We start from the raw sequence: 23,044 nt of genomic DNA on the forward strand, positions 1-23,044 counted from the left end.
CGATACGGAGGGGGCGGGGGAGTTGGGGGCACCCCCGGCCGAAGGCTGGGGGAGGGTGGGCGTTCTGGACGCTGACGTGTATTTGTTGTGCGGCATCCGGGGCCCGACCTGGACCGCCCGCCATGCACATAAATATGCGGTACAGAATGCCCAGCCCCGGAGGCCCCGACCCCGGCCCACCACGCACGCGCGAGGCCCGCACCAACCGTCCGGGGCAATCGGGAGGGAGGGCGGGAGAACCGCCCGCCGCAGGCGCAAACGACCCGCACACAACAACCGGCCGCAAGGGGCACCCCCGACCGCGAGCGCAGCGCAGCACCCCTCACTGGGCCTGAAGCACAAGCACCGCGAGATCATCATCCGGCGGCGCCACGTCGTACTCGTGCACCGCCCGCCGGATCCGCTCCGCCACCCCCGCCGCCCCCAGCCCGGCGCAAGCCGCCAGCACGGCCGCGAGCCCGTCGTCGTCGTCGAACTGGCGGCTCCCGTTGCGCCGCTCCGTCACCCCGTCCGTGACGCACAGCAACGTGTCCCCGGGGGCCAGCCGGAACGATTCGCTGCGGTACCGCGCGTCGTCCGTGATCCCCAGCAGTATCTGCGGCACCGCGGCGGGCCGTACCGCGCCGTCCCCTGTGAGCAGGAGCGGAAGGGGGTGCCCGGCACTGGCCAAGGTGCACAGGGCGCCGCCCGGCGCCCCCTCCCCCGCCCCCTCCGGCACGATCTCTCCGTACAGCAGGGACAGGAACCGCGGTCCCGTGTCCCATCCCGGCCCGAGCGCGTCACCGAGCGTGGCCGCCGCGGCCTCGTCCGCGAGGGCGCGGTTGAGCCGGTCGAGGACCTCCGTGACGCCGTACCCCTCGCGCGCGAGGAGCCGCATGACGGGCCGGGCGAGGCCGGTGACCGCGGCGGCCTCGGGGCCATTGCCCTGGACGTCGCCGAGGGCGAAGCACCAGCGGCCGCCGCCCGCGGGAAAGAGGTCGTAGAAGTCGCCGCCGACGACATCGGCACGCGTGGGCTCGTAGACGACGGCCGTGTCGACGCCCGGCACCGCGCCGAGCCCCGCGGGCAGCAGGCCGCGCTGCAGGACCCGGCTGATCATGGCCTGGCGCGTGTACTGGCGGGCCGTGCCCACCGCCAGGGCGACGCGGCGCGCGAAGTCCTCGATGAGGCCGATGACCTCGTCGGGGAAGCGCATCAGCCCGGTGCGCCCGAGCAGCAGCGTGCCGTGCCAGCGGCCGCCGGTGACCAGGGGGCAGGCGAGCGCCGCGCCGACCGCGTCCGCGCCCTCGGCGGTGGCGGGCCACGGCCAGGGCACGGCGCCGGCGCGGGAGGCGGGCGGCGGCGGTTCCTTCTCCAGCACCATGCGCAGCCCGTCGATGCGGCTCTCCGAGGCGTGCCAGACGCGCGCGAGGCGCGGCTCGCTGCCCTCGGGACCGTCCCCGGAGAGCCAGACGGCGCACCAGTCGGCGAGGCGGGGCACGAGCAGCTGCCCGGCGAGCGAGGCGACCATGTCCTCGTCGAGCTGCCCGGCGAGCAGGTCGGAGGCCTCGGCGAGGAAGGAGAGCGAGCCGCGGTTGATCCACTCGCTGTCGTGCCGCCGCGGCAGGCGGTGCGCCGTCGGCGCGAGGATCTCGGTGGCGCGCAGCCCGCGCAGCAGGGCGCGGTCGGCCTCGGGGGCCGGCGGCAGCGTCCCCGCGGGCTCGCGGTCGGCGGCCAGCCGGCACCAGATGGTCTTGAGTTCGCGCCGGTAGGTGATGCCCCACTCCTCGGAGAGCGCGGAGACCAGCTGCAGTCCGCGCCCTCCGTCGCGGCCCTCGCGGGCGAGTTCGGCCCGGTCGCGGACGACCCGGGCCGGGTGGTGGTCGGAGACCTCGACGACGAGTCCGCCCTCCTCGCGTCCGCCGGGCGCCGTGCTCTCCAGCCGGCAGAGCAGCTCGACGGTGGTGCCGGCGTGGATGACGGCGTTCGTGACGAGTTCGCTCACGAGCAGCACCGCGTCGTCCACGAGGTCGTCACCGATGCTCTCGGCCGGCCAGGGCTCCTCGGTGGTCCACTCGGCCAGCGCGGCACGGACGAACTTCCTTGCCGCGGAGGCCGCCAGCTGGTTGCCGGGCAGGCTGGTACGGGAAACGAACTCCCGTGGCATGGAATCTGGCCCCACTGTGCGGCTCCCGAGCAGATCCGGCATTGCGCCCTTAACGGCACGACCAGCGTGACAGACTGAGCGCGCTCATAAGCGCCGAGTCACCGAAGAAGGCCGTCATGGCTCTTAAATCGGCTGTTCCCGCCCCGAAAACCGCGACTCCCGGGCGTCCGCGTGTCGCCGACCCGCCTGCGGACGGCGAGTGGATACGCGCGGCGGAACTGCGGCCGCTGCTGACGGCGATGCGCTCCCTGTGCGACGGCGACTTCCGGGTGCGGCTGGGCGACGGGACGGAGGGGGTGCTGGCCGAACTCGCCGGAACGTTCAACCGGATCGTCGCCCGCGAGCAGCACTTCTCCGCCGAACTCGGCCGGGTCAAGCGGGAGGTCGTACGCCGGGGCAGGCTGGACGAGCGGCTCGCGGAGAGCCCGGGCCAGGGCTCCTGGGCGATGAGCGTGCAGGCGGCGAACTCCCTGATCGACGCGCTCGTCATCCCGGCGGCGAACGCCACCCGTGTGCTGGACGCCGTGGCGGACGGGGACTTGACCCAGCGGGTGGACCTGCACGACGGCAGCCGGCCGCTGCGCGGGGACCTGCGCCGGCTCGGCCGGGCGGTCAACCGCATGGTGGACCAGCTCTCGCTGTTCACCGGCGAGGTGACCCGGGTGGCCCGCGAGGTCGGCACCGAAGGCCGGCTCGGCGGCCGCGCCAAGGTGCGTGGCCTGTCCGGCAGTTGGCGGGACGTGACCGAGGCGGTCAACACGATGGCGGCCCGGCTGACCGCCCAGGTCCGCGACATCGCGCTGGTGACCACGGCCGTGGCGCGGGGCGACCTGACCCGCGAGGTGACGGTCGAGGCGACCGGTGAGCTGCTGGAGCTCAAGCTCACCGTCAACACGATGGTGGACCAGCTCTCGGCCTTCGCGGACGAGGTGACCCGGGTGGCCCGCGAGGTCGGCACCGAGGGCCAGCTGGGCGGCCGCGCCCAGGTCCGCGGCGTCTTCGGGGTCTGGAAGGACCTCACCGACAACGTCAACTTCATGGCGTCCAACCTCACCTCACAGGTCCGCAACATCGCCCAGGTGACGACGGCGGTCGCCAACGGCGACCTCTCGCAGAAGATCACGGTCGACGCGCAGGGCGAGATCCTGCAGCTGAAGTCGACGATCAACACGATGGTCGGCCAGCTCTCGGCCTTCGCGGACGAGGTGACCCGGGTCGCGCGCGAGGTCGGCACCGAGGGCCAACTGGGCGGCCGCGCCCAGGTCCGCGGCGTCTCCGGGGTCTGGAAGGACCTCACCGACAACGTCAACTTCATGGCCGACAACCTGACCTCACAGGTCAGGAACATCGCCCAGGTCGCCACCGCCGTCGCCCAGGGCGACCTCGGCAAGACCATCACCGTGGAGGCCAAGGGCGAGATCCTGGAGCTCAAGTCGACCATCAACACGATGGTGGACCAGCTCTCGGCCTTCGCGGACGAGGTGACCCGGGTCGCGCGCGAGGTCGGCACCGAGGGCAACCTCGGCGGTCAGGCCCAGGTCCGCGGCGTGTCCGGGGTCTGGAAGGACCTCACCGACAACGTCAACTTCATGGCGTCCAACCTCACCTCACAGGTCCGCAACATCGCCCAGGTGACGACCTCGGTGGCGAACGGCGACCTGTCGAAGAAGATCACGGTCGACGCCCGCGGCGAGATCCTGGAGCTCAAGGACACCATCAACACGATGGTCGACCAGCTCCGCGGCTTCGCGGACGAGGTGACCCGGGTGGCCCGCGAGGTCGGCACCGAGGGCCGGCTCGGCGGCCGCGCTCAGGTCCGCGGCGTCTCCGGCGTCTGGAAGGACCTCACCGACAACGTCAACTTCATGGCCGACAACCTGACCTCACAGGTCAGGAACATCGCCCAGGTCGCCACCGCCGTCGCCCAGGGCGACCTGTCGAAGAAGATCGACGTCGACGCGCGCGGCGAGATCCTGGAGCTGAAGACGACCATCAACACGATGGTCGACACGCTGTCGTCCTTCTCCTCCGAGGTGACCCGGGTCGCCCGTGAGGTCGGCAGCGAGGGCCAGCTGGGCGGTCAGGCCCGGGTGGAGGGCGTGTACGGCACGTGGAAGCGGCTGACGACGGGCGTGAACGAGCTGGCGTCCAACCTCACCACCCAGGTGCGGGCCATCGCCGAGGTGGCCTCCGCCGTCGCCCAGGGCGACATGTCGCGCAGCATCGCCGTCGAGGCGCAGGGCGAGGTCGCCGAGCTGAAGAACAACGTCAACCTGATGGTGGCCAACCTGCGCGAGACCACCCGCGCCAAGGACTGGCTGGAGTCCAACCTGGCCCGTCTGGCCGGCCTGATGCAGGGGCACCGCGACCTGATGGAGGTCGCGGACCTCATCCTGCGCGAACTGACCCCGCTGGTGAACGCCCAGTACGGGGCGTTCTTCCTCGCCGAGACCGACGCCGACCGCAGCGGCACCGCCCAGCCGCGGGCCCCGCGCGGGCTGGCCTTCATCGCGGGGTACGGCTCGGCGCAGGGCGCCACGGTGGACACCCCGGGCATGCCCGGCCACGGGCTGGTGCGGCAGGCGGCGATGGAGAAGAAGCGCATCCTCGTGGAGGAGGCGCCGCCCGACTACATCACGATCACCTCGGGCCTCGGCGAGGCCGCCCCGGCCAGTGTCGTGATCATCCCCATCCTCTTCGAGGACGAGCTGCTCGGCGTCATCGAGCTGGCCTCCTTCTCCCGCTTCTCCGACGTCCACCTGGCCTTCTTCGACCAGTTCGTGAGCACCATCGGCGTGGCGATCAACACGATCATCGCCAACTCCCGCACGGAGTCGCTGCTGTCGGAGTCCCAGCGGCTCGCCCAGCAACTGCAGGAGCGCTCGGACGAACTCCAGCGGCAGCAGGGCGAGCTGCAGCGCTCCAACGCCGAACTGGAGGAGAAGGCGGCCCTGCTGGCCACCTCCTCGCAGTACAAGTCCGAGTTCCTGGCCAACATGTCGCACGAGCTGCGCACCCCGCTCAACTCGCTGCTGATCCTGGCCCGGCTGCTCGCGGACAACCCGGACACCCATTTGTCGGAGCAGGAGGTGCACTTCGCCACCACGATCCACCGCTCCGGCTCGGACCTGCTGCAGCTGATCAACGACATCCTGGACCTCTCCAAGATCGAGGCGGGCCGGATGGACCTCCGCCCCAAGAAGCTGCCGCTGATCAAGCTGCTGGACTATGTGCACGCCACGTTCCGGCCGATCACCCTGGACCGCGGACTCGCCTTCGACGTCGCCGTGGCCGAGGACGTGCCCCGCGAGATGTTCTCGGACGAGCAGCGGCTGCAGCAGGTGCTGCGCAACCTGCTCTCCAACGCGATCAAGTTCACCTCCCAGGGGCGGGTGGAGCTGCGGGTGTCACGCTGCGAGGGCGCCGACGACCTGATCGCCTTCGCCGTGCGGGACACGGGGATAGGCATCCCCGGCGACAAGCTCCCGGTGATCTTCGAGGCCTTCCAGCAGGCCGACGGCACCACGAACCGCAAGTACGGCGGCACCGGGCTGGGCCTGTCCATCAGCCGGGAGATCGCGGGGCTGCTCGGCGGCCGCATCGTCGCCGAGAGCGAGCCCGGCCGGGGCAGCACCTTCACGCTCTACGTCCCGGCGGTGTACGCGGGCCACGGCGCCCCCGGCGAGCCGGAGCCGCAGCACGGCCCCGCGGGCGCCCTCGGCGAGGCCGGGGGATGCCCGGCTCCCGCCGCCGAGACGTACGACACCGGTCCCCGGACGTCGGGCCCGGGCGCGCCGGACGACACGTGGCCCACCTCGAACCGGATCGACGAGTGGCGGGACGGCCGCGCCGGCCGGGTGCTGACCGGCAATCGGGTGCTCATCGTCGACGACGACATCCGCAACGTCTTCGCCCTCACCCACGTCCTGGGCCGCATCGGGATGCCCGTCCTGTACGCGGAGAACGGCCGCGAGGGCATCGAGACCCTGGAGCGGAACCCCGACGTCGCCCTGGTGCTGATGGACATCATGATGCCCGAGATGGACGGCTACGAGACGATCGAGGCCATCCGCCGCACCCCGCGCTTCGCCGCGCTGCCGATCATCGCCCTGACGGCGAAGGCGATGCCGGGCGACCGCGAACGCTCGATCGCCTGCGGCGCCAACGACTACGTGCCCAAACCGGTGGACGTGGACCGCCTGCTGCACGCGGCGCACCTGCTGCTCGACCCCGAGGCGGGGCGGGACGACGGACGGGCCTGTCCGGGCCCCGGCGGCCCGGGCGGCTCCGACGACCCCGCGAGGCCCGCGTCGTGACCACGGGCGCCACCGGCACGGTCGCGGGGAAGGCGGGCATCCTCCTCGTCGACGACATGGAGGACAACCTCGTCGCCCTCGAGGCCATCCTCGGCACCCTCGACCAGCCGCTGGTCCGCGCCCGTTCCGGGGAGGAGGCGATGAAGGCACTGCTGCGCCAGGAGTTCGCGGTGGTGCTGCTCGACGTCCTGATGCCCGGCATGGACGGCTTCGAGACGGCCGCGAACATCAAGCGCCTCGACCAGACCAAGGACATCCCGATCATCTTCCTGACCGGGAACGACCTGGACACCACCTTCGCCTTCCGCGGCTACGCCACCGGCGCGGCGGACTACCTCACCAAGCCCTTCGACCCCTGGGTGCTGCGCGCCAAGGTGACGGTCTTCCTCGAACTGCACCACAAGTCACGCCAGTTGCGGGGACTGCTGGAGCGCGACCGGGACCGGCTGGAGGCGGTCGAGCAGCGCCTCGCGGCCGTCGAGCGGCAACTCGCCGCCGACGGCCGCCCGGACGTCACCGCGCTCGCCCACCGCGTGGCCCGGCTGGAACGCGCGCTGCGCGGCGTGGGCCTGCCGGGCCCCCGGACGGGCGACTGAGGCGCCCGGCCCGCTCAGTCCTCCCGCGTACCGGCGTACATGTCGTCGATCAGTTCCTTGAACTCCCGCTCCACGACCGGCCGCTTGAGCTTCAGGCTCGGCGTGAGGTCGCCGTGCTCGACGTCCAGGTCGCGCGGCAGCACGCGGAAGGTCTTGATCTGCTGCCAGCGCTGCAGGTCCTGGTTGACCCGCTGCACATAGCCGTCCATCAGGGCCCGTACCTGCTCGGAGCCGACGACCTCCGCGTACGGCCTGCCCGCCAGGCCGTTCTCCTTCGCCCAGCCGAGGATCGTGGGCTCGTCGAGGGCGAACAGGGCGGTGCAGAAGTTGCGGTCGGCGCCGATCACCAGGACGTTGCTGATGAACGGGCAGGCCGCCTTGAACTGGCCCTCGACCGCGGCCGGCGCGATGTACTTGCCGTTGGAGTTCTTGATGATGTCCTTCTTGCGGTCGGTGATGGTGAGGTAGCCGTCCGCGGACAGCTCCCCGATGTCACCGGTGTGGAACCAGCCGTCCGACTCCAGCACTTCGGACGTCTTCTCGGGCAGCCCGTGGTAGCCCTGCATGATGCCGGGGCCGCGCAGCAGGATCTCGCCGTCCTCGGCGATGCGGACCTCGGTGCCGGGCAGCGGCTTGCCGACCGTGCCGGTCCGGTAGGCCTCGCCGGGGTTGACGAAGCTGGCGGCGCTGGACTCGGTCAGCCCGTAGCCCTCCAGGATGTGGATGCCGGCGCCGGAGAAGAAGTAGCCGATCTCCGGGGAGAGGGCGGCGGAGCCGGAGACGCAGGCGCGCAGCTTGCCGCCGAAGGCGTCGCGGAGCTTGGCGTACACCAGGCGGTCGGCGACGGCGTGCTGGGCGGTGAGCCCGAAGGGGGCGCTCGCGTTGCCGGTGCGGCGGCGGTTGTCCTGGGTGACCTTGGCGTACTCGCGGGCGACCTCGGCGGCCCACTTGAAGATCCGGTACTTGGCCCCGCCGCCGGCGCGGGCCTTGGCGGCGACGCCGTTGTAGACCTTCTCGAAGATGCGCGGAACGGCGGCCATGTAGGTGGGCTGCACGACCGGCAGATTCTCGATGATCTTGTCGACGCGGCCGTCGACCGCGGTCACGTGGCCGATGGTGATGTGCCCGGCGGTGAGCACCTTGCCGAAGACGTGCGCCAGCGGCAGCCAGAGGTACTGGACGTCGTCCGCCTCCAGCAGGCCGTTCGCCTGGATCGCCCTGGCCATGTACGCCCAGCAGTCGTGCGGCAGCCGGACGCCCTTGGGGCGGCCGGTCGTGCCGGAGGTGTAGATGAGGGTGGCCAGCTGGTCCTTGGTGATCTCGCCCACGGCCTTGCGGACGGCCTCGGGGTTCTTCTCCAGGTAGACCTTGCCGCGCTGCTCCAGCTCGGCCAGCGAGAGCGCCCACCCGTCGTCCCCGAGGTCGGCGCCGTCGGCGTCGACGACCACGACGTGGACCAGGTCGGGAAGTTCGGCACGGCGCTCGACGGCCTTGGCGAGCTGCACCGCGTTCTCGGCGATCAGCACCCGGCTGCCGGAGTCGGCCAGGATGAAGGCCGTCTCGTCGGCGTTGGTGCTCGGGTAGACGGTGGTGGTCGCCGCACCGGCGCAGAGCACGCCGAGGTCGGCCAGGATCCACTCGACCCGGGTGGCCGAGGCGATCGCCACCCGCTCCTCGGGGCGCACCCCCAGGTCCATCAGGCCCGCGGCGACGGCGTGGACCCGTTCCGCGGCCTGCTTCCAGGTGAGCGACCTCCATGACTCGGCACCGCCGTCCGCCGACGCCACCGGGAAGCGGTAGGCCTCGGCATCGGGCGTCGCCTCGACGCGCTCCAGGAACAGGCTCGCCACGGAGGGCGGCCGGTTCTCGATCAAAGTCTGCGTGTCGGTCACGACAACCTCCGGGGGCCCGCCTCTTAGCTGGGTGACTCGTGAGTAACTACCGAGTGGTGATCAGAGTAGGGAATCGGCGCCCGCTTGGTAAGGGGCCGCGGCCACCGCGATGCAACCGTGACGACCAAATACATGGTGCATACACATAACGGCGGGCCCTCCCGGAATCCGGGGAGCCCGCCTTGCGGCCACCGCTGCGGCCGCCCACCGGCGGCACCGCGGAGAGCGCGGCGCTCAGCCGCCGATGGGCAGCCCGCCGATCATGCCCTTGGTGCCCCCGGTCTTGCCCGCTCCGCCGAGCAGCTCGCCCGTCTTGCCGGTGACCGCCTTCAGACCGGTCTTGGCGACCTCGTCCTTGGCGTCCAGGATCTTCATCGGCCCGTTGCCGAGCGGGAGGGCCTCCCCGGCGAAGGCGGGGGACGCGGCGGCACCGGCGGCGCCCAGCGCGATCACGGAACCGGCGACGACGGCCGCGGCCTTCGAGTACTTCACTTCACATTCCCCTTCCACAGCGACGCCTTTCGCCGCTGTCACGATGAGTAACGTCGTGGACTCCCGGCAGAAACCGCACCGGCCGGGGTTTTTGCCAATCACCCGAATGCCGGACCTCTCATACGAAAGGGCGCCTGCCCGGTAATCGGACAAGCGCCCTTCCTGTGCGCGGCGTCGGACCGCCTCGGCCGACCCGCCGCGGCTACTTCTTCTTGGCCGCGTTCTCGTCGCTGGAGAGCACCGCGATGAAGGCCTCCTGCGGCACCTCCACGGAGCCGACCATCTTCATCCGCTTCTTGCCCTCCTTCTGCTTCTCCAGCAGCTTCCGCTTGCGGGAGATGTCACCGCCGTAGCACTTGGCGAGGACGTCCTTGCGGATGGCGCGGATGGTCTCGCGGGCGATCACCCGCGAACCGATGGCGGCCTGGATGGGCACCTCGAAGGCCTGCCGCGGGATGAGTTCGCGCAGCTTGGCGACGAGCCGCACCCCGTACGCGTACGCCGCGTCCTTGTGCGTGATCGCCGAGAAGGCGTCCACCTTGTCGCCGTGCAGCAGGATGTCGACCTTGACCAGGCTGGACGTCTGCTCACCGGTGGGCTCGTAGTCCAGGGAGGCATAACCGCGGGTCTTGGACTTCAGCTGGTCGAAGAAGTCGAACACGATCTCGGCGAGCGGGAGGGTGTAGCGGATCTCCACCCGGTCCTCGGAGAGGTAGTCCATGCCGAGCAGCGAGCCGCGCCGGGTCTGGCAGAGCTCCATGATCGCGCCGATGAACTCCGTGGGCGCCAGGATCGTGGCCCGCACCACCGGCTCGTACACCTCGGCGATCTTGCCTTCGGGGAACTCGCTGGGGTTGGTGACGACGTGCTCGGCGCCGTCCTCCATCACCACCCGGTAGACCACGTTCGGCGCGGTGGCGATCAGGTCGAGCCCGAACTCGCGCTCCAGCCGCTCGCGGATCACGTCCAGGTGCAGCAGGCCGAGGAAGCCGACGCGGAAACCGAAGCCGAGGGCCGCGGAGGTCTCCGGCTCGTAGACCAGCGCGGCGTCGTTGAGCTGCAGCTTGTCCAGGGCGTCGCGCAGCTCCGGGTAGTCGGAGCCGTCCAGCGGGTACAGGCCCGAGAACACCATGGGCTTGGGGTCCTTGTAGCCGCCCAGGGCCTCGGTGGCGCCCTTGGTCTGCTGGGTGATCGTGTCACCGACCTTGGACTGGCGGACGTCCTTCACACCCGTGATCAGGTAGCCCACCTCGCCGACGCCGAGGCCGTCGGCCGACAGCATCTCGGGCGAGTTGGTGCCGATCTCCAGCAGCTCGTGCGTCGCGCCGGTGGACATCATCCTGATCCGCTCGCGCTTGCTGAGCTGACCGTCGACGACCCGGACATAGGTGACGACGCCGCGGTATGAGTCGTAGACCGAGTCGAAGATCATCGCGCGGGCGGGCGCGTCGGCGACGCCGACCGGGGCCGGGACGGTCTCCACGACGCGGTCCAGCAGCGCCTCGACGCCGAGGCCGGTCTTGGCGGAGACCTTCAGCACGTCGGAGGGGTCGCAGCCGATGAGGTTGGCCAGCTCCTCCGAGAACTTCTCGGGCTGCGCGGCCGGCAGGTCGATCTTGTTCAGCACCGGGACGATGGTGAGGTCGTTCTCCATCGCCAGGTAGAGGTTGGCCAGCGTCTGCGCCTCGATGCCCTGCGCCGCGTCGACCAGCAGGACCGTGCCCTCACAGGCCGCCAGCGACCGGGAGACCTCGTAGGTGAAGTCCACGTGCCCCGGGGTGTCGATCATGTTCAGGATGTGGGTCTTCCCCTGGCCTGCGCCCTCGGTGGGCGCCCAGGGCAGCCGGACCGCCTGGGACTTGATCGTGATACCGCGCTCGCGCTCGATGTCCATCCGGTCGAGGTATTGGGCGCGCATCTGCCGCTGGTCCACCACACCGGTGAGCTGGAGCATGCGGTCGGCGAGCGTCGACTTGCCGTGGTCGATGTGCGCGATGATGCAGAAATTGCGGATCAGCGCCGGGTCGGTACGGCTCGGCTCCGGCACGTTCGAAGGGGTCGCGGGCACGCAGGGTCCTGTCTCTTGAGGCGCCTGTCGCCTCTGGTCGGATCGATACGTATGGCTCCCATAGTCCCATGGCCCGGGCCCACGACCGTGCCGGGCGGTGCGGGACGGGCCGGGGGACCCGCCACCGGCCACCGGTTTGGGCGGCGCGGCGGCCGACTGCTAACCTGGGCAGTCGCGTCTCGTGACCCTCTACCCGAGGCGCGGACCCCATCATCAAACCTGAAAAGGCTCTTTCGTGGCGAACATCAAGTCCCAGATCAAGCGCAACAAGACCAACGAGAAGGCGCGCCTGCGCAACAAGGCCGTCAAGTCCGAGCTCAAGACCGCCATCCGTCGCACCCGCGAGGCCGTGGCCACCGGCGACGTCGAGAAGGCCACCGAGGCCGCGCGCCTCGCGTCCAAGAAGCTCGACAAGGCCGTGAGCAAGGGCGTCATCCACAAGAACCAGGCCGCCAACAAGAAGTCGGCGCTGGCGCTGAAGGTGGCCGGCCTCCAGGGCTGAGCCTTCCCGTAGCGGTACCCGCCGGTGACGGACACAGCGGTCCCTCTCACCCGCTCCTCCACCGGCACCCATGATGTTCCGGCCGCACGCGGCCTGCGTTCGCCACGCGGGTGCGGCCTCCGAAGGGCCCCCTACCTCCTCGGTACGGGGCCCTTCGGCATGACCGGGTCCGTCCGCCGCGGGATCAGCGGGTCCGTGCGGCCCGCGCGACGGCGACGACCGCCTTCTCCAGCGCGTAGGCCGGGTCCGCGCCACCGCCCTTGACCGCGGCGTCGGCGTCGGCGACCGCGCGCAGAGCGGCGGAGACGCCGTCGGCGGACCAGCCGCGCATCTGCTGGCGTACCCGGTCGATCTTCCACGGCGGCATGCCCAGCTCGCGGGCCAGGTCACCGGAGCGCGCCCCGCGCGGGGCGGAGGCGAGCTTGCCGATCGCCCGGACACCCGAGGCGAGCGCGAAGGTGATGCCGGGTAGCGGCTGGCCGACCGCGATCGCCCAGCGCAGCCGCTCCAGTGCCTCGGCGGCGCGGCCGGTCACCGCGAGGTCGGCGACCTCGAAGCCGGTGGCCTCGGCCCGGCCGGTGTAGTAACGGGCCACCACCGCCGCGTCGATCGCGCCCTCCACGTCGGCGGCGAGCTGGGCGCAGGCGCTCGCCAGCTCCCGCAGGTCGCTGCCGATGGCGTCCACCAGGGCCTGGCAGGCCTCGGGGGTCGCGGACCGGCCCAGGGTGCGGAACTCCTGCCGGACGAAGGCCAGCCGGTCGGCGGGCTTGGTCATCTTCGGGCAGGCCACCTCGCGCGCACCGGCCTTGCGCGCCGCGTCCAGCAGACCCTTGCCCTTGGCGCCGCCCGCGTGCAGCAGGACGAGCGTGATCTCCTCGACGGGGGCGTCCAGGTAGGCCTTGACGTCCTTGACGGTGTCCGCGGACAGATCCTGTGCGTTCCGTACGACCACGACCTTGCGCTCGGCGAACAGCGACGGGCTGGTGAGCTCCGCCAGCGTGCCCGGCTGGAGGGCGTCCGGAGTGAGGTCGCGCACATCGGTGTCGGCGTCGGCGGCGCGCGCCGCCTCCACGACCTCCCGTACCGCACGGTCGAGGAGCAGGTCCTCCTGCCCCACCGCGATCGTCAGGGGGGCGAGCGGGCTGTCTGTCGTACTGTTCCTGGCCATCGCGGTCCAGCATCCCACGCGGGTCCGACACAATGTCCCGGTGAATGACGTCAGACATGTGCTCGTCCTCCCCGACCGCGACGCCGCCGAGGACGCCGCCGACGAAGCCGCCGAGCGCTTCGACCTACCCGCCCGCCCCCAGCTCGTCCGTGACGCCCTCGCGGGCGAGGACGACGCCGAGGACGCCCAATGGCTCGTCGTCATCAACGACGACGACGAGGAACTGGACCCCACCGCTCTGAACGAATTGGCGGAGGAGTTCGAGGGCTGGCTGGAGGAGGAGGACTAGGCCGTGCCGCTGCGGGTCCCCGCACAGCGCCGTCGCTCGCAGGAGCCGGGGGCCGAACGCCCCGGGACGGCCGGGGCGCTCCCGGCCGTCCCGTTCAACCAGCGCGTACGTCTCCTGGTCGAGGCCGTCGACCAGGCCGACGAGCTCGCCCTCGCCCAGGGGCTGATGGAGGCACGCGGCTGGGCGGTGCGCCGCGCCGGCCGTGAGGACGCCCCGGCCACGGCCGACGGCGGCCGCGTCGCGCTCGTCGTCGAGGTTCGGCTGAGCGGCTCCCGCCGGCGGGCCGAGAAGGCGGCGTGCGGGGCCGTGGAGCGGCTGGCGAGGACCCACCAACTCGCCCTGTGGGTCCGGGACGCGGCGCTGTTGCTGCGGCCGGACGACCCGCGGACCGAGTACCGCGTGATCCGGCGTCCCGGCGCGGGCACCGGGTGGCGCGACCGGCTCGCGCGGTGGTGGGCCGCGTGCGGCGGGCGCGGCGCGCACCGGCTGCTGCGGCTGCCGGGCGGGCTCACCCGGGAGGCCGTCGAGCGCGAGCTCACGGAACGTCCCTTGGGCGGCCTCACCTTCGCCTCCGACGCCTACGAACTGCGGCCCGCACCGCCGGAGACGGAGGAGGAGGCGACGGCCGCCGCGGGGCGCCGAGCCTCGTCCCGGGTGCGGGTGCTGCCCGGTGCGGCCGTCGCCGCGGCGGCGGTGCTGGGGTGGACGGCCCTCGACGGCAGGGGACTCCTGTGGTGGCCGCTGACCGCGGCGGCCCTCTTCTGCGCGCCGGGGGTCTACTTCGCCCTGCGCGACTCGTGGTTCTCACGCAACGCGGTCTGGCTGGTGCCGCTCGCCCTGCCGGTGGGGTGGTCGCTGGTGACCTGGCTCGGCCGGCTGATGCAGGCGTTCTACCTCGACCGCTTCGGCGTCCCGTCCGGTTCCGTCCGCTCCGCCGGGGACCTGTGGCCGTACGCGGCCGCCGCCGAACCGCTCGGCCTCGCGCTGGGGTTCGTCCTGTTCTTCACGGCGGTCGCGGGGTGGCTGCGGCACGTGCACATCGCCAAGGGCGACAACCGCCTCGCCCTGGTCGCCCTCACCGTGCTGCTCTCGGCGGCCTTCGCGGCCACCGCGCTCCTCACCGGGGTCCATGACGCGGACCGCGCCGCCCGGGAAGCGGCGAGCGCCGTCCACCGGGGTCACGCCCCGGCGGCGTACTTCGGGGTGCGCGGCGCCCTGATGTGCGTGGTGCCCGTCGGCGGGGGCCCCGTCCCCGTGGAGAACGGCCCGGTGCCGGCCGGCCACGCCGTCCTGTCCTTCGGTGCCTCGGGGGACTGGATCTGGCTGTGGGACCCGGACCGTTCGCAGGCGCTGTCCGTGCGCCGGGAGGACGTGCAGCTGCTGCCCGCGCCGGCGGTCAGCGGGAATCGCCGAACAGGATGCGGTAGATGATCAGGAGGACGAGCGCGCCGCCTATGGCCGCGCCCCACGTGGGCAGGTCGTAGAAGTCCTTGGTGATGGGGTGGTCGAGGAACTTCGCCGAGATCCAGCCGCCCACCACCGCGCCCGCGATGCCGATCAGCGTCGTCCCGACCACTCCGCCCGGGTCCTTGCCGGGGAGCAGTATCTTCGCGACGGCGCCCGCGATCAGGCCCAGAATGATCCAGCCGATGATGGTCATGCCGTCAACCTGCCACGGCCCTCCGCCCTTCATGCGTGCCGAGACGGAGCCATGGGCAAGCCGTGACACGGCGGTTGCACTTCTCAGCGGACTCCCGGCTTCGCCGCGGCGAGCGGACCGGGGTGCGAAAACCGGATGCGTCCGGCGGCGGCGGTTCTGCAGGATCGCCGGGTCAGCCGGTTCGAGCCAGGAGGCCCCCGTGGTGCGTCGCACGATCGTCCCGACCCTGTTCCCACCGCCCGGTTACGCGCACGCCGCGGTCGTCGAGGCCGGGCAGCGGCTCGCCTTCATGGCCGGTTCCGTACCGCTGGACGCCCAGGGCGCCCTGGTGGGGCCCGGCGATCCGGTCGCCCAGGCACACCAGGTCGTCGCCAACCTCGACAAGGCCCTGCGCGCCGTGGGCAGCGGCCTGGAGCACGTCGTGGCCAGCACGGTCTACGTCGTGGGCGCCGACCCCGCGGACCTGTCGCGGGTCTGGGAGGTCGTACGGGCCTCGGGGCTGGGCGAGGGGCCCCACACGTCGACGCTGCTCGGGGTCGGCTGCCTCGGGTACACCGGCCAGTTGGTGGAGGTCACCGCGACGGCGGTGGTGCCCTGACCCGCGCCGGGCGGGGAGGCGTCCCTCGCGCCGGTCCTGGGAAACCCGCGACGATCACGCGGGGCCCGGATAGCTTCGCCGTATGACTCTAACACTGCGCGAGCGGCACGCCGGGGCGATGGTCCGGCTCAGGGACGACGAGGACGTGTGGGTGGCGACGGCGGACGGGGAGGGCGCGCCGTGCCTGGTCCCGCTGTCGTTCTGGTGGGACGGGCAGGAGTTGTGGCTCGCCACCCGGAGGACGAATCCCACCGGGCGGAACCTGGAGGCATCGGGACGGGTGCGGCTGAGCCTGGGGCACACCCGGGATCTGGTGCTCATCGACGGCACCGCACGGGTCGTGGAGTTCGCGCGGCTGCCGCACGGCGTCGGCGACGCCTTCGCGGCGAAGGCCGTGTGGGATCCCCGCGGTGACGGACCTTCCTACGCGTTCTACGCGGTCCGGCCGCAATGGGTGCAGGCCTGGGGGACGGTGACCGAGATGCGAGACCGGGACCTGATGAAGGAAGGGGTGTGGCTATTCTGATCTCCGAGCACTGATATGCACAGCGGGCTGCCTTAAGTTGCCGGTTTTACGTCGCACATGAGGCAGTGGATCTTCGGATTTCGTTGTCCGGAGACTCTTGACGGGGGCTTGACGGGCGCGGTTTCATCCTCGGAAACGGAAGTGAATATTCCGTTCCGTGTTTCCCTGGACCGGAGGCGGTAGCCCCCTCAAGCCCGACCCGATCGGATGCGCGCATGACCGACACGCTCCACCCGCCGACGGCCCCGCACTCGCCGCTCGCCCCGCCCATCGAGGCGCCCAAGTCGCTCAAGAGGTCGATCGGCGTGGTCGGCGGAACGCTTCTGACGCTGTCGTGCCTGACGCCCGCCTCCTCGCTCTTCGTCATCGTGCCCCCGCTCTTCGCCGACCTGGGAACCGGGACGGCGCTGACGATCGTGGTCGCCGCGGTCCTCTGCGTCGCGGTGGCGTTCTGCTATTCGGAACTCGGCACGCTGATACCGAGCGCGGGCGGCGAGTACGCCATGGTCGGCACGCTCATCGGGAGGCTGGCCGGATGGATCGTGTTCGTACTGTCCCTGATCGTCGTGATGATCGTGCCGCCGATCATCGCGCTCGGCACGGGTGAGTACCTGGCGCCGATCATGCAGATCGACCCGAAGATCGCGGGCGCCGCCGTCATGCTGCTCGCCACCGTCATGGGTCTGCTGGACCTGCGGGCCAACGCCTGGATCACCGGCATCTTCCTGGTCCTGGAGGTCGTCGCGGCGGCGGTGGTGGCCTTCCTCGGCTTCTCCCACAGCTCGCGGCCGGCCTCGGTGCTGATCCACCCGGTGACCGAGGCCGGGCACGGGGTGAGCACGGCCGTCACGGCGGGGACGATCATCGCGGGCCTGGCGATCGCGCTCTTCGTGCTGCAGGGCTTCAGCACGGCCGTGTACCTGTCCGAGGAGATGGAGAACCCGCGGCGCACGGTCTCGCGGACCGTGCTGTGGACGCTCGGCATCGGCGCCGTCGTGGTGATAGTGCCGACGATCGCGATCACGCTGGGCGCGCCCGACATGAACTCCCTGATGGCCGGCGACCTCTCCGCGCTCGTACAGGGCTGGAGCAACTCTGCGGTCGGCACCTTCATCAGCCTCTGCATCGCGCTGGCCATCATCAACGCGGGCATCGTGATGGTCATCCAGAACTCCCGGGTGCTGTACGCCTCCGCGCGGGACCGCGCCTGGCCGGCCCCGGTCAACAGGGCCTTCGGCACGCTGAGCAAGCGGTTCGGCGCCCCGTGGATCGCGACGCTCGCGGTGGGCGTGCCCGGCGCCGTGCTCTGCTTCGTACCGGTGGAGACGCTGAGCGGCGTCACCGGTGTCGCCGTCGCCGCGATGTACATCGTCGTCGCGCTCGCGGCCCTCGGCTCGCGCCGCGGCGGGCACAAGGAGCGCGCGGCCTGGCGCATGCCGCTGTGGCCCGCGGTGCCGCTGCTGCTGGTCGTCGTGCTGGCGTACGTGCTGACCCAGCAGACCGCGACGGACCTGGTGATCACCGGTGTGATCGTCGCCGCCTCGCTCGCCTACTGGCTCTGCTACCTCCGGCCGCGGCAGAGCACCCGCTGGGTGATCTCCGTGCCCGAGGAGGAGATGGGCCTGGAGAACGTCTGAGCCGCCGCCCGTCCCCGGCACCCGTGGGGCCCGTACCGGTCGTGCACCGGTGCGGGCCCTTCGCCGTCCCCGCCCGGCCCGCTCCGCGGCGGGCGGCGGACCGGCCGCGGCCGCCCGCAGTCCCTCCCGGTCGCCCAGGACGGCGACCGGCCCGTCCCGGTCGGTGCGCAGCACGGTGGTGCCCTGGGCGCGCAGCGCGGCGAGGGTGCGGGGGGACGGGTGCCCGTACGGGTTTCCGAAGGCTTGTGACTTGCAGTTCTAGCACATTGGCCGGCGCGTCAACCCATCATCGCGATGCGCTCACACCACGAAGAACCCGCGCGGGATCACCTTCCGCAGCCTGCCTTCGGCCACGAGCACTCCGACCGCGCGCACGGCTGTCGATTGGCTTATGTCGTACTCCGCGCTCAGCGCCACGGTGCCCGGGAACCGCTCTCCGCGCTGCCACTCCCCAGCGTCGAGCCGGCGCCGTAGATCGTCGGCAACCTGAGGGGCGAAGGGAACGGAGCGGTCAAGATCCATGTACTCAGCGTGGGCACTAGTCCGCTGTTCGGCTATCGCAGTAGTGCACTAGTCAGCTAGTCTCGAACCGGCGAATAAAACGCCCCAGGGTGACCGGGCAGGGTCAACACCTGGGGCTAACCGAAGATTGGAGCTTCGGCTATGTGGAACCTTATCGCTGCGCTCGTCGCGTGGCTCTTGCCCGCTCATGGTCGTCGTCGCGCAGCAGCACCGCAGCCGGCACAGCGGGTCCGACGCGTCCGCAGCGCGCTACCCGCCCACCGTTCTCCGCGCCCAGCGACAGTGTTCGACGCCGACAGCCTGCCGCTCGTGCCCCGGTATCTCGTCCACCACGAACGTGCCGAGGAAGCGCGACGACAGCGGGAACGGCGCCGTGCTCTCGCGCTGGCAGCCATGGGGCAGGACTACGCGCGGGAGAGTGCGGCATGAACGCTGCGGCAAAGCCTTGCGGCAACCTTCCCGACGCGCCCGCTGACAGCTGGCGGTACGGGGCCTGCAACCTTCCGGCTGACCACAGTGGCGACCACGTGAACGACGCGTGCCACACATGGGCCCGAACCCCGGCGCGCGGCATGAGCGAAGGAATCGCCGGGCTGCGACTGCTCCCGTGGACTGAACTGAACGGGAAGCCCGCGTACACGCCAGACGACAATCCGAGCGGTCTGATCGCGCGCCTTGCCGACGAGACTGAGCACGCGCAGATCGAACGCGCAGCAGATGTGCTGTCGAAGATCACGGAACTGCTCGACTTGAGCAAGACGACGCGGCTCATCAACGAACCGTCCCGCGTGCTGCTCACTGCCGCGTCCACCTCGCTCGTGGACGTGCTGCGGGTCGCTGTGTCGCGCGGTATGCGCCTTGACGGGATGCGTACCGACGACAGCACGGAGGACGAGCCCGCGGAGCCCACTGGTGGGTGACATGTGGGAGCACGCCCCGTGGCCGGAAGTCGTCGCGTCGCTGTTGGCTGAGCTTGCCGAGCCCCGTGCGCTGATGACGCTCCGGGTGAGCCACGACAGCGGGCGCACCTTCGGCCGGACCGTGGAGACGACGCAGACCGATCACCTGCCTCCGATGGCTTCGCAGGTATGGCCTCCGTGCGCGTGTGTCACGTGTGTGCCCGGTAACCGATGGCGGCAGGCAGGCTGACAACGCAAGAGAGCCCCGCACCGACCGGCCTGAAGGCTGATCATTGCGGGGCTCACTCGTTCACGCGGCCAGCCGGCTGAGGCAATCCACCTCAGCACAAGCCCAGTTGCGGCACCATGCCGACCATGGATGAAGGCAGCGCCGCAGTCATCGCGGCAGCATTCGGCATCGCTGGCACCCTGCTTGGCTCACTCGGGGGCGCACTCGTCGCTGCCCGTTCGGCGCGCAAGCAAGTGCGAGATCAGGAAGGAGCGGAGCACCGCAACTGGCTACGGCAGGAGCGGCAGAAGGCGTACGGAGCGCTTATTGATGCTTGCTATAGAACCAGAGATGCTCTGCTCGCTATCCGACGGGCGCGGATGGCTGGTGATGGCTCGCCACCACGCCACGACGTCGCAAACCCGCTTGTGCAAGAGCACTTGGCTTCCATACAAGCGGCCACAAGCGTCGTGGCACTGATCGCGCTCGTAGGTCCCGAGCAGATGTACAGGCAGGCCAACCGAACCGTGACACAGCTCCAGGGGATAGGGGTAGAGCTTTTTCAGGAGCGGGAAGACTGGTTTGCTGAGAACACATCCGCAATGCAGCAATTCAGCGGGCAGCTGAGCGCGTTCACGCAGGATGCGCACGCTGTGATCGCTGGCGACGCGGATGCCGCCTTGTGAGCCTGGCGTCCCTACGGCACCATGCCGGACATGGACGCTGGGACAGCCGCCGTACTAGGGGCACTTGCGGGTTCGGTAGCGACGATAGGCGCAGCGCTGGCCACGGGTTGGGCACAGCGAGAGGGGGCGCGCATCGCTGCCCGCGCAGAGCATCGAAGGGAGAGGCGAGAACCCCGTCTTGAGATCTACAAGGAATTCATTTCCGTGACTTCATCGTTCCGTGTCGAATCTATGTCTTACACCCATCGTGAGCTCATACCCGATGATCTCGGCGAAGAAGCGGCCGACTCAATCAGCGAAGCGGCGGCGCGGCTCAAAAAGAGTGCGACGGACGTAGCTTTGGCTGGTCCGCGTCGAGTCAGCCAGGAAGCCATAAAAATCGACCGTCTAGGCAACAAACTCGCAGCCCGCATCTCCCTGCTCGCCCACTTGACGCAAACTGCAGACGCTCTAATCGACGGTAAGCGACTCCAGCGAAGTTTCCGTAGGGACGTTGTAGCCCTTGCCAGGAAAGTCAACCGAGCGATAGACGATTTTGCCCTTCGGGCGCAAGCGGCATTGGACGACGATGGCAGCCTAGGTAGGCGCTAATCGACACCGGCCCCGAACGGGCTCATGCGCCTCCGCGTGCCATGGCCGATCACCTCCTGCCGGCGGTAACAGTGCGTGCGTGTGTCGCACGTCACATCAGGGTGTTTGAACTGGGCAAACCGGACAGCGCCCTCCCCCGCGTTCATCGTCCCCACCCCCTAGCAGGTGGTCCCCCACCCCCTGGGCACCGTGCGTGACGGTCGAGCGATCGGCGTCAGCACGGTCAGTCGCCTGATCCCCCGGCAGGTCGGGGGCAGTCGGCTGTGTCCGTCCGCTGGGTATGCCCGGGTACGCCGAAAGGGCCGCTCAGCACGCGCTGTGCCAAGCGACCCCACCGACAGACGGCTACTGCTGCTTCTCCTGCTGCCGGACAAGCTGAGCCCGCAGAGCGTCGATCTCCGCATCCTTGATCGCCTCATTGTTGCCCCAGTACAGGGCACGCTTAGCGAACGCAGACGCGTTGACTCCCAGGCACTCACGCGCGATAGCAGCCATGGCCGCGCGGATCTTGGCGTACTGGATCGGCGCGGAAGTCAGCTTCTCCGCGCCAGCGTTTCGCCGCATGTACTCCGCTTCGGCGATCTTGCGCAGTTCCTTGGCGTCCGCGTTGCGGCTGGCAGCGACGATCTCCAGCCAAGGGGACACGGCAAGCTGCGCAACGTCTCCACCGGCACGGACAAGATTCTGGAACACAGCCTGCAGCGGGATGTCGCGCCGGCGGAGGAACTGCTCAGCGTCCTGCCGAGCGATCAGCCCGGCAGTGCCCGTGGGTGCCTTGAAAAGCTCCGCGCGCAGCTCCGCGAGGTACACGAGTTCAATGGTCTCGACACGCGCGCGCCATTCGTTGTAGCTGGTCTGCGCGTCAGCGATGATCTCGTCAGCCCGCGCACGGCGACCCTCCGGGTACTTAGTCACGTCGGCAAGCGTGGTGCGCGCCTTGCGGGCAGCCTGCACAAGCTCATCCGCCATGGCGCTGGCCTGCCCAGTGTTGAGACCGCGCGTTTCGACGGTAACGACGGTCCGGGCGGTGGCGACGACCGGGCCCAGCTCGGTGGCTTCAGCCATGAGATCAGCGGGGTTAGGGGCTTGCATGTCACTATCCGTTCTGCGGGGTTTGGCTCCCCGCGGTAATCCTAGGAACGGTTCCTAGGGAGCTTTAATGCGCGTCTCAGCGCGCTGGCGGTGTCCAATCTCCGCGGATGGCGTTCAAGCCGAATACGGCACGTACAATTCCCTGGCGCTCGTGCTCAATCCAAGCCACCTCGTGCCCCAGCGCACGGAAAGCGGCCGCGAACTCTTCATCGTCGCGGAGTCTGCCGAGACCAAAGCGCGCGTTGTACGCCGTCACAGCACGGTGAAGCAAGTCAAACTTTGTCCAGCGGTGCTGGGATACGCGCTCGGTGTTGAGGTCTACGAACGCCTTGACAATTTCGTATGTGTCCATTTGCTGTCTCCTCAGCATGGCGCGGCCAGCACAACCCCGGGGCTCTTGACGAAGCCGTGCTCGTCGGAAAGCCACCGATAAAACGTGAGCTTGCCCAGCGGCTTCACGTCGTTGCATGCGCACCACGTGCGGTAACGCGCGTATAGCGTCGTACCTCGCACAGCCTCCCCGGGCGCAAGGCGCAGCGACGCAACCCACTCACCGTGAGTAGGCCGCGTGCATGACTCCGCATAGGCAGCAGCGGCAGCCACACGCGCCAGGCGAATCACGCGGTCACGCTCCCGACGCTCAGGCGAGGTAGTCATGTACCTCTCCGCGCTGCGCACGAGGATGCGCAAGTAGCGATACTCGTCGTCAATGCGCATCAGCCGATCAAGCGTGTGATGACAGCCGTGACACATCGGCTTGTATCGCGAAAGGTCTGCGCAGTACGGCGCGCCGGCAGGGTTGCGCAACTCGTCATCACCGCCGTTGTGTTGATACGCCCAAGCGTTGGCGTTCCTGCCACACCATGCGCACGGGCGGTGTCTGGCGGGTCCGCGCTGGGTACGCAAACGGCGGTGCACAGCTTGATAAGTAGGCATGCGAAAAATCCTTTGGATTGCTGCCAAAAACAAAAACGGCCGCACCGGGAGCACGAGCAGCGGGGCAGCAGTCCACTGTTCTTGCTCGACCGGTACGGCCGTCAGATGCGCGTATGCGTGCGGCTAAGCGGCACTCCCACGCGCGGGGGCTTAAGGTGCGGACATCTACGGGTGCTGCCCGTCCGCGTGAGGCGAAATC

19 protein-coding genes are annotated in these 23,044 nt (G+C 70.2%); 10 read left to right on the forward strand and 9 right to left on the reverse strand.

What is annotated here, in order from left to right; genetic code table 11:
- Positions 1–322 precede the first annotated feature (322 nt).
- Positions 323–2,146, reverse strand: a complete 1,824-nt coding sequence (locus CHF15_RS29020) for a SpoIIE family protein phosphatase (protein WP_089226864.1) — start codon at positions 2,144–2,146, stop codon at positions 323–325.
- Between the two features lie 239 nt (positions 2,147–2,385).
- Between CHF15_RS29020 and CHF15_RS29025 the strand changes: the two genes are divergently transcribed.
- Together CHF15_RS29025 and CHF15_RS29030 are read left to right on the forward strand one after the other, a co-directional pair.
- Entirely contained in the window at positions 2,386–6,462 is a 4,077-nt protein-coding gene (locus tag CHF15_RS29025) for a HAMP domain-containing protein (protein WP_245939097.1), read from the forward strand.
- Between the two features lie 56 nt (positions 6,463–6,518).
- Positions 6,519–7,058, forward strand: a complete 540-nt coding sequence (locus CHF15_RS29030) for a response regulator (RefSeq protein ID WP_245939098.1) — start codon at positions 6,519–6,521, stop codon at positions 7,056–7,058.
- Between the two features lie 14 nt (positions 7,059–7,072).
- Here the strand turns inward: CHF15_RS29030 and CHF15_RS29035 are convergent, their stop codons facing one another.
- From CHF15_RS29035 to lepA, 3 genes are all read right to left on the reverse strand, one after another.
- Positions 7,073–8,950, reverse strand: coding sequence for an AMP-dependent synthetase/ligase (locus CHF15_RS29035; RefSeq protein ID WP_089226866.1), 1,878 nt, complete (start codon positions 8,948–8,950; stop codon positions 7,073–7,075).
- Positions 8,951–9,184: 234 nt separating this feature from the next.
- Complete coding sequence (locus tag CHF15_RS29040) at positions 9,185–9,442, reverse strand: hypothetical protein (RefSeq protein ID WP_018556619.1); 258 nt, start codon at positions 9,440–9,442, stop codon at positions 9,185–9,187.
- Between the two features lie 202 nt (positions 9,443–9,644).
- Positions 9,645–11,510 (reverse strand): translation elongation factor 4, encoded by a 1,866-nt coding sequence (lepA, locus tag CHF15_RS29045; RefSeq protein ID WP_089226867.1) that lies wholly within the window; start codon positions 11,508–11,510, stop codon positions 9,645–9,647.
- 235 nt (positions 11,511–11,745) lie between these two features.
- On the opposite strand from lepA, the gene rpsT reads away from it, so the two are divergent.
- A complete protein-coding gene (rpsT, locus tag CHF15_RS29050; protein ID WP_018556617.1) occupies positions 11,746–12,012 on the forward strand; it encodes a 30S ribosomal protein S20 in 267 nt (88 codons plus the stop codon).
- A 184-nt stretch (positions 12,013–12,196) separates the two neighbouring features.
- On the opposite strand, the gene holA is transcribed toward rpsT, so the two are convergent.
- Positions 12,197–13,180, reverse strand: coding sequence for a DNA polymerase III subunit delta (gene holA / locus CHF15_RS29055; protein WP_089226868.1), 984 nt, complete (start codon positions 13,178–13,180; stop codon positions 12,197–12,199).
- Between the two features lie 40 nt (positions 13,181–13,220).
- Between holA and CHF15_RS29060 the strand changes: the two genes are divergently transcribed.
- Both CHF15_RS29060 and CHF15_RS29065 read left to right on the forward strand, forming a co-directional pair.
- Positions 13,221–13,469 carry a hypothetical protein gene (locus CHF15_RS29060; RefSeq protein WP_089226869.1) on the forward strand — a complete coding sequence of 83 codons (249 nt, stop codon included), beginning with the start codon at positions 13,221–13,223 and terminating at the stop codon, positions 13,467–13,469.
- Positions 13,470–13,472: 3 nt separating this feature from the next.
- A complete protein-coding gene (locus CHF15_RS29065) occupies positions 13,473–14,900 on the forward strand; it encodes a hypothetical protein (protein ID WP_089226870.1) in 1,428 nt (475 codons plus the stop codon).
- Here the strand turns inward: CHF15_RS29065 and CHF15_RS29070 are convergent.
- A complete protein-coding gene (locus CHF15_RS29070) occupies positions 14,866–15,129 on the reverse strand; it encodes a GlsB/YeaQ/YmgE family stress response membrane protein (RefSeq protein ID WP_089226871.1) in 264 nt (87 codons plus the stop codon). The genes CHF15_RS29065 and CHF15_RS29070 overlap by 35 nt on opposite strands.
- A 199-nt stretch (positions 15,130–15,328) precedes the next feature.
- Between CHF15_RS29070 and CHF15_RS29075 the strand changes: the two genes are divergently transcribed.
- The 3 genes from CHF15_RS29075 to CHF15_RS29085 all read left to right on the forward strand — a co-directional run bounded on the left by CHF15_RS29075 (position 15,329) and on the right by CHF15_RS29085 (position 17,890).
- Positions 15,329–15,727, forward strand: a complete 399-nt coding sequence (locus tag CHF15_RS29075; RefSeq protein WP_245939087.1) for a RidA family protein — start codon at positions 15,329–15,331, stop codon at positions 15,725–15,727.
- A gap of 82 nt (positions 15,728–15,809) precedes the next feature.
- Positions 15,810–16,253: a pyridoxamine 5'-phosphate oxidase family protein gene (locus tag CHF15_RS29080; RefSeq protein ID WP_089226872.1), complete on the forward strand. Its 444-nt coding sequence runs from the start codon at positions 15,810–15,812 to the stop codon at positions 16,251–16,253.
- Positions 16,254–16,468: 215 nt separating this feature from the next.
- Complete coding sequence (locus CHF15_RS29085) at positions 16,469–17,890, forward strand: APC family permease (RefSeq protein ID WP_089226873.1); 1,422 nt, start codon at positions 16,469–16,471, stop codon at positions 17,888–17,890.
- A 300-nt stretch (positions 17,891–18,190) separates the two neighbouring features.
- On the opposite strand, the gene CHF15_RS29090 is transcribed toward CHF15_RS29085, so the two are convergent.
- On the reverse strand, positions 18,191–18,412 hold the full coding sequence (locus CHF15_RS29090; protein WP_089226874.1) for a GntR family transcriptional regulator: 222 nt from the start codon (positions 18,410–18,412) through the stop codon (positions 18,191–18,193).
- A gap of 425 nt (positions 18,413–18,837) precedes the next feature.
- Here CHF15_RS29090 and CHF15_RS29100 point away from each other — a divergent pair, with 425 nt between their 5' ends.
- Both CHF15_RS29100 and CHF15_RS44500 read left to right on the forward strand, forming a co-directional pair.
- Positions 18,838–19,332: a hypothetical protein gene (locus tag CHF15_RS29100; RefSeq protein ID WP_143681653.1), complete on the forward strand. Its 495-nt coding sequence runs from the start codon at positions 18,838–18,840 to the stop codon at positions 19,330–19,332.
- 354 nt (positions 19,333–19,686) lie between these two features.
- On the forward strand, positions 19,687–20,226 hold the full coding sequence (locus tag CHF15_RS44500) for a hypothetical protein (protein ID WP_143681654.1): 540 nt from the start codon (positions 19,687–19,689) through the stop codon (positions 20,224–20,226).
- Between the two features lie 936 nt (positions 20,227–21,162).
- Here the strand turns inward: CHF15_RS44500 and CHF15_RS29115 are convergent.
- Both CHF15_RS29115 and CHF15_RS29120 read right to left on the reverse strand, forming a co-directional pair.
- The gene (locus CHF15_RS29115; protein WP_089226879.1) at positions 21,163–21,882 is read right to left on the reverse strand and encodes a hypothetical protein; all 720 of its coding nucleotides are present in this window, start codon (positions 21,880–21,882) and stop codon (positions 21,163–21,165) included.
- Between the two features lie 103 nt (positions 21,883–21,985).
- The gene (locus CHF15_RS29120) at positions 21,986–22,261 is read right to left on the reverse strand and encodes a hypothetical protein (protein WP_089226880.1); all 276 of its coding nucleotides are present in this window, start codon (positions 22,259–22,261) and stop codon (positions 21,986–21,988) included.
- Between the last annotated feature and the right edge of the window lie 783 nt (positions 22,262–23,044).

It is taken from the genome of Actinacidiphila glaucinigra, from assembly GCF_900188405.1.
GTDB lineage: Bacteria > Actinomycetota > Actinomycetes > Streptomycetales > Streptomycetaceae > Actinacidiphila > Actinacidiphila glaucinigra.

Coding starts and splice junctions, on each gene's coding strand:
- CHF15_RS29020 (WP_089226864.1), bottom strand. CDS start 2,146: ATGCCACGGGAGTTCGTTTCCCGTACCAGCCTGCCCGGCAACCAGCTG.
- CHF15_RS29025 (WP_245939097.1), top strand. CDS start 2,386: ATGCGCTCCCTGTGCGACGGCGACTTCCGGGTGCGGCTGGGCGACGGG.
- CHF15_RS29030 (WP_245939098.1), top strand. CDS start 6,519: ATGGAGGACAACCTCGTCGCCCTCGAGGCCATCCTCGGCACCCTCGAC.
- holA (WP_089226868.1), bottom strand. CDS start 13,180: ATGGCCAGGAACAGTACGACAGACAGCCCGCTCGCCCCCCTGACGATC.
- CHF15_RS29070 (WP_089226871.1), bottom strand. CDS start 15,129: ATGACCATCATCGGCTGGATCATTCTGGGCCTGATCGCGGGCGCCGTC.
- CHF15_RS29080 (WP_089226872.1), top strand. CDS start 15,810: ATGACTCTAACACTGCGCGAGCGGCACGCCGGGGCGATGGTCCGGCTC.
- CHF15_RS29085 (WP_089226873.1), top strand. CDS start 16,469: ATGACCGACACGCTCCACCCGCCGACGGCCCCGCACTCGCCGCTCGCC.
- CHF15_RS29090 (WP_089226874.1), bottom strand. CDS start 18,412: ATGGATCTTGACCGCTCCGTTCCCTTCGCCCCTCAGGTTGCCGACGAT.
- CHF15_RS29100 (WP_143681653.1), top strand. CDS start 18,838: ATGAACGCTGCGGCAAAGCCTTGCGGCAACCTTCCCGACGCGCCCGCT.
- CHF15_RS44500 (WP_143681654.1), top strand. CDS start 19,687: ATGGATGAAGGCAGCGCCGCAGTCATCGCGGCAGCATTCGGCATCGCT.
- CHF15_RS29115 (WP_089226879.1), bottom strand. CDS start 21,882: ATGGCTGAAGCCACCGAGCTGGGCCCGGTCGTCGCCACCGCCCGGACC.
- CHF15_RS29120 (WP_089226880.1), bottom strand. CDS start 22,261: ATGGACACATACGAAATTGTCAAGGCGTTCGTAGACCTCAACACCGAG.